At 44.6% G+C, this 5513-nt stretch carries 8 protein-coding genes; all 8 read left to right on the top strand.

Going from position 1 to position 5513, the window contains the following annotated elements; genetic code table 11:
• On the top strand, nt 1-1547 hold a 1547-nt coding region (locus CS903_RS09855), incomplete at its 5' end, for a replication endonuclease (protein ID WP_503089915.1).
• Entirely contained in the window at nt 1480-1632 is a 153-nt protein-coding gene (locus CS903_RS09850) for a hypothetical protein (protein WP_435988044.1), read from the top strand. The genes CS903_RS09855 and CS903_RS09850, both read left to right, overlap by 68 nt.
• Nucleotides 1565-1804 (top strand): phage DNA packaging protein C, encoded by a 240-nt coding sequence (locus CS903_RS09845; protein WP_016670801.1) that lies wholly within the window; start codon nt 1565-1567, stop codon nt 1802-1804. The genes CS903_RS09850 and CS903_RS09845 overlap by 68 nt, the downstream gene beginning before the upstream one ends.
• On the top strand, nt 1801-2259 hold the full coding sequence (locus CS903_RS09840; protein ID WP_000084700.1) for a scaffolding protein D: 459 nt from the start codon (nt 1801-1803) through the stop codon (nt 2257-2259). The genes CS903_RS09845 and CS903_RS09840 overlap by 4 nt, the downstream gene beginning before the upstream one ends.
• On the top strand, nt 2259-2375 hold the full coding sequence (locus CS903_RS09835) for a phage DNA packaging protein J (RefSeq protein ID WP_000033471.1): 117 nt from the start codon (nt 2259-2261) through the stop codon (nt 2373-2375). The genes CS903_RS09840 and CS903_RS09835 overlap by 1 nt, the downstream gene beginning before the upstream one ends.
• 36 nt (nt 2376-2411) lie before the next feature.
• Complete coding sequence (locus CS903_RS09830; RefSeq protein ID WP_000065572.1) at nt 2412-3695, top strand: major capsid protein; 1284 nt, start codon at nt 2412-2414, stop codon at nt 3693-3695.
• 110 nt (nt 3696-3805) lie between these two features.
• Nucleotides 3806-4333: a hypothetical protein gene (locus tag CS903_RS09825; protein WP_000487867.1), complete on the top strand. Its 528-nt coding sequence runs from the start codon at nt 3806-3808 to the stop codon at nt 4331-4333.
• A gap of 8 nt (nt 4334-4341) precedes the next feature.
• Nucleotides 4342-5328, top strand: coding sequence for a Minor spike protein (locus CS903_RS09820; protein WP_000466547.1), 987 nt, complete (start codon nt 4342-4344; stop codon nt 5326-5328).
• The last annotated feature ends 185 nt before the right edge of the window (nt 5329-5513 follow it).

The raw sequence follows: 5513 nt of genomic DNA, 5'->3' as shown, positions 1-5513 counted from the left end.
TTTTTATGGTTCGTTCTTATTACCCTTCTGAATGTCACGCTGATTATTTTGACTTTGAGCGTATCGAGGCTCTTAAACCTGCTATTGAGGCTTGTGGCATTTCTACTCTTTCTCAATCCCCAATGCTTGGCTTCCATAAGCAGATGGATAACCGCATCAAGCTCTTGGAAGAGATTCTGTCTTTTCGTATGCAGGGCGTTGAGTTCGATAATGGTGATATGTATGTTGACGGCCATAAGGCTGCTTCTGACGTTCGTGATGAGTTTGTATCTGTTACTGAGAAGTTAATGGATGAATTGGCACAATGCTACAATGTGCTCCCCCAACTTGATATTAATAACACTATAGACCACCGCCCCGAAGGGGACGAAAAATGGTTTTTAGAGAACGAGAAGACGGTTACGCAGTTTTGCCGCAAGCTGGCTGCTGAACGCCCTCTTAAGGATATTCGCGATGAGTATAATTACCCCAAAAAGAAAGGTATTAAGGATGAGTGTTCAAGATTGCTGGAGGCCTCCACTATGAAATCGCGTAGAGGCTTTGCTATTCAGCGTTTGATGAATGCAATGCGACAGGCTCATGCTGATGGTTGGTTTATCGTTTTTGACACTCTCACGTTGGCTGACGACCGATTAGAGGCGTTTTATGATAATCCCAATGCTTTGCGTGACTATTTTCGTGATATTGGTCGTATGGTTCTTGCTGCCGAGGGTCGCAAGGCTAATGATTCACACGCCGACTGCTATCAGTATTTTTGTGTGCCTGAGTATGGTACAGCTAATGGCCGTCTTCATTTCCATGCGGTGCACTTTATGCGGACACTTCCTACAGGTAGCGTTGACCCTAATTTTGGTCGTCGGGTACGCAATCGCCGCCAGTTAAATAGCTTGCAAAATACGTGGCCTTATGGTTACAGTATGCCCATCGCAGTTCGCTACACGCAGGACGCTTTTTCACGTTCTGGTTGGTTGTGGCCTGTTGATGCTAAAGGTGAGCCGCTTAAAGCTACCAGTTATATGGCTGTTGGTTTCTATGTGGCTAAATACGTTAACAAAAAGTCAGATATGGACCTTGCTGCTAAAGGTCTAGGAGCTAAAGAATGGAACAACTCACTAAAAACCAAGCTGTCGCTACTTCCCAAGAAGCTGTTCAGAATCAGAATGAGCCGCAACTTCGGGATGAAAATGCTCACAATGACAAATCTGTCCACGGAGTGCTTAATCCAACTTACCAAGCTGGGTTACGACGCGACGCCGTTCAACCAGATATTGAAGCAGAACGCAAAAAGAGAGATGAGATTGAGGCTGGGAAAAGTTACTGTAGCCGACGTTTTGGCGGCGCAACCTGTGACGACAAATCTGCTCAAATTTATGCGCGCTTCGATAAAAATGATTGGCGTATCCAACCTGCAGAGTTTTATCGCTTCCATGACGCAGAAGTTAACACTTTCGGATATTTCTGATGAGTCGAAAAATTATCTTGATAAAGCAGGAATTACTACTGCTTGTTTACGAATTAAATCGAAGTGGACTGCTGGCGGAAAATGAGAAAATTCGACCTATCCTTGCGCAGCTCGAGAAGCTCTTACTTTGCGACCTTTCGCCATCAACTAACGATTCTGTCAAAAACTGACGCGTTGGATGAGGAGAAGTGGCTTAATATGCTTGGCACGTTCGTCAAGGACTGGTTTAGATATGAGTCACATTTTGTTCATGGTAGAGATTCTCTTGTTGACATTTTAAAAGAGCGTGGATTACTATCTGAGTCCGATGCTGTTCAACCACTAATAGGTAAGAAATCATGAGTCAAGTTACTGAACAATCCGTACGTTTCCAGACCGCTTTGGCCTCTATTAAGCTCATTCAGGCTTCTGCCGTTTTGGATTTAACCGAAGATGATTTCGATTTTCTGACGAGTAACAAAGTTTGGATTGCTACTGACCGCTCTCGTGCTCGTCGCTGCGTTGAGGCTTGCGTTTATGGTACGCTGGACTTTGTAGGATACCCTCGCTTTCCTGCTCCTGTTGAGTTTATTGCTGCCGTCATTGCTTATTATGTTCATCCCGTCAACATTCAAACGGCCTGTCTCATCATGGAAGGCGCTGAATTTACGGAAAACATTATTAATGGCGTCGAGCGTCCGGTTAAAGCCGCTGAATTGTTCGCGTTTACCTTGCGTGTACGCGCAGGAAACACTGACGTTCTTACTGACGCAGAAGAAAACGTGCGTCAAAAATTACGTGCAGAAGGAGTGATGTAATGTCTAAAGGTAAAAAACGTTCTGGCGCTCGCCCTGGTCGTCCGCAGCCGTTGCGAGGTACTAAAGGCAAGCGTAAAGGCGCTCGTCTTTGGTATGTAGGTGGTCAACAATTTTAATTGCAGGGGCTTCGGCCCCTTACTTGAGGATAAATTATGTCTAATATTCAAACTGGCGCCGAGCGTATGCCGCATGACCTTTCCCATCTTGGCTTCCTTGCTGGTCAGATTGGTCGTCTTATTACCATTTCAACTACTCCGGTTATCGCTGGCGACTCCTTCGAGATGGACGCCGTTGGCGCTCTCCGTCTTTCTCCATTGCGTCGTGGCCTTGCTATTGACTCTACTGTAGACATTTTTACTTTTTATGTCCCTCATCGTCACGTTTATGGTGAACAGTGGATTAAGTTCATGAAGGATGGTGTTAATGCCACTCCTCTCCCGACTGTTAACACTACTGGTTATATTGACCATGCCGCTTTTCTTGGCACGATTAACCCTGATACCAATAAAATCCCTAAGCATTTGTTTCAGGGTTATTTGAATATCTATAACAACTATTTTAAAGCGCCGTGGATGCCTGACCGTACCGAGGCTAACCCTAATGAGCTTAATCAAGATGATGCTCGTTATGGTTTCCGTTGCTGCCATCTCAAAAACATTTGGACTGCTCCGCTTCCTCCTGAGACTGAGCTTTCTCGCCAAATGACGACTTCTACCACATCTATTGACATTATGGGTCTGCAAGCTGCTTATGCTAATTTGCATACTGACCAAGAACGTGATTACTTCATGCAGCGTTACCATGATGTTATTTCTTCATTTGGAGGTAAAACCTCTTATGACGCTGACAACCGTCCTTTACTTGTCATGCGCTCTAATCTCTGGGCATCTGGCTATGATGTTGATGGAACTGACCAAACGTCGTTAGGCCAGTTTTCTGGTCGTGTTCAACAGACCTATAAACATTCTGTGCCGCGTTTCTTTGTTCCTGAGCATGGCACTATGTTTACTCTTGCGCTTGTTCGTTTTCCGCCTACTGCGACTAAAGAGATTCAGTACCTTAACGCTAAAGGTGCTTTGACTTATACCGATATTGCTGGCGACCCTGTTTTGTATGGCAACTTGCCGCCGCGTGAAATTTCTATGAAGGATGTTTTCCGTTCTGGTGATTCGTCTAAGAAGTTTAAGATTGCTGAGGGTCAGTGGTATCGTTATGCGCCTTCGTATGTTTCTCCTGCTTATCACCTTCTTGAAGGCTTCCCATTCATTCAGGAACCGCCTTCTGGTGATTTGCAAGAACGCGTACTTATTCGCCACCATGATTATGACCAGTGTTTCCAGTCCGTTCAGTTGTTGCAGTGGAATAGTCAGGTTAAATTTAATGTGACCGTTTATCGCAATCTGCCGACCACTCGCGATTCAATCATGACTTCGTGATAAAAGATTGAGTGTGAGGTTATAACGCCGAAGCGGTAAAAATTTTAATTTTTGCCGCTGAGGGGTTGACCAAGCGAAGCGCGGTAGGTTTTCTGCTTAGGAGTTTAATCATGTTTCAGACTTTTATTTCTCGCCATAATTCAAACTTTTTTTCTGATAAGCTGGTTCTCACTTCTGTTACTCCAGCTTCTTCGGCACCTGTTTTACAGACACCTAAAGCTACATCGTCAACGTTATATTTTGATAGTTTGACGGTTAATGCTGGTAATGGTGGTTTTCTTCATTGCATTCAGATGGATACATCTGTCAACGCCGCTAATCAGGTTGTTTCTGTTGGTGCTGATATTGCTTTTGATGCCGACCCTAAATTTTTTGCCTGTTTGGTTCGCTTTGAGTCTTCTTCGGTTCCGACTACCCTCCCGACTGCCTATGATGTTTATCCTTTGGATGGTCGCCATGATGGTGGTTATTATACCGTCAAGGACTGTGTGACTATTGACGTCCTTCCCCGTACGCCGGGCAATAATGTTTATGTTGGTTTCATGGTTTGGTCTAACTTTACCGCTACTAAATGCCGCGGATTGGTTTCGCTGAATCAGGTTATTAAAGAGATTATTTGTCTCCAGCCACTTAAGTGAGGTGATTTATGTTTGGTGCTATTGCTGGCGGTATTGCTTCTGCTCTTGCTGGTGGCGCCATGTCTAAATTGTTTGGAGGCGGTCAAAAAGCCGCCTCCGGTGGCATTCAAGGTGATGTGCTTGCTACCGATAACAATACTGTAGGCATGGGTGATGCTGGTATTAAATCTGCCATTCAAGGCTCTAATGTTCCTAACCCTGATGAGGCCGTCCCTAGTTTTGTTTCTGGTGCTATGGCTAAAGCTGGTAAAGGACTTCTTGAAGGTACGTTGCAGGCTGGCACTTCTGCCGTTTCTGATAAGTTGCTTGATTTGGTTGGACTTGGTGGCAAGTCTGCCGCTGATAAAGGAAAGGATACTCGTGATTATCTTGCTGCTGCATTTCCTGAGCTTAATGCTTGGGAGCGTGCTGGTGCTGATGCTTCCTCTGCTGGTATGGTTGACGCCGGATTTGAGAATCAAAAAGAGCTTACTAAAATGCAACTGGACAATCAGAAAGAGATTGCCGAGATGCAAAATGAGACTCAAAAAGAGATTGCTGGCATTCAGTCGGCGACTTCACGCCAGAATACGAAAGACCAGGTATATGCACAAAATGAGATGCTTGCTTATCAACAGAAGGAGTCTACTGCTCGCGTTGCGTCTATTATGGAAAACACCAATCTTTCCAAGCAACAGCAGGTTTCCGAGATTATGCGCCAAATGCTTACTCAAGCTCAAACGGCTGGTCAGTATTTTACCAATGACCAAATCAAAGAAATGACTCGCAAGGTTAGTGCTGAGGTTGACTTAGTTCATCAGCAAACGCAGAATCAGCGGTATGGCTCTTCTCATATTGGCGCTACTGCAAAGGATATTTCTAATGTCGTCACTGATGCTGCTTCTGGTGTGGTTGATATTTTTCATGGTATTGATAAAGCTGTTGCCGATACTTGGAACAATTTCTGGAAAGACGGTAAAGCTGATGGTATTGGCTCTAATTTGTCTAGGAAATAACCGTCAGGATTGACACCCTCCCAATTGTATGTTTTCATGCCTCCAAATCTTGGAGGCTTTTTTATGGTTCGTTCTTATTACCCTTCTGAATGTCACGCTGATTATTTTGACTTTGAGCGTATCGAGGCTCTTAAACCTGCTATTGAGGCTTGTGGCATTTCTACTCTTTCTCAATCCCCAATGCT

Source organism: Actinomyces minihominis (assembly GCF_900187855.1).
Lineage (GTDB): Bacteria > Actinomycetota > Actinomycetes > Actinomycetales > Actinomycetaceae > Scrofimicrobium > Scrofimicrobium minihominis.
The sequence above is the reverse complement of the archived record's forward strand: the minus strand, read 5'-3'. Positions and strand labels throughout refer to the sequence as shown.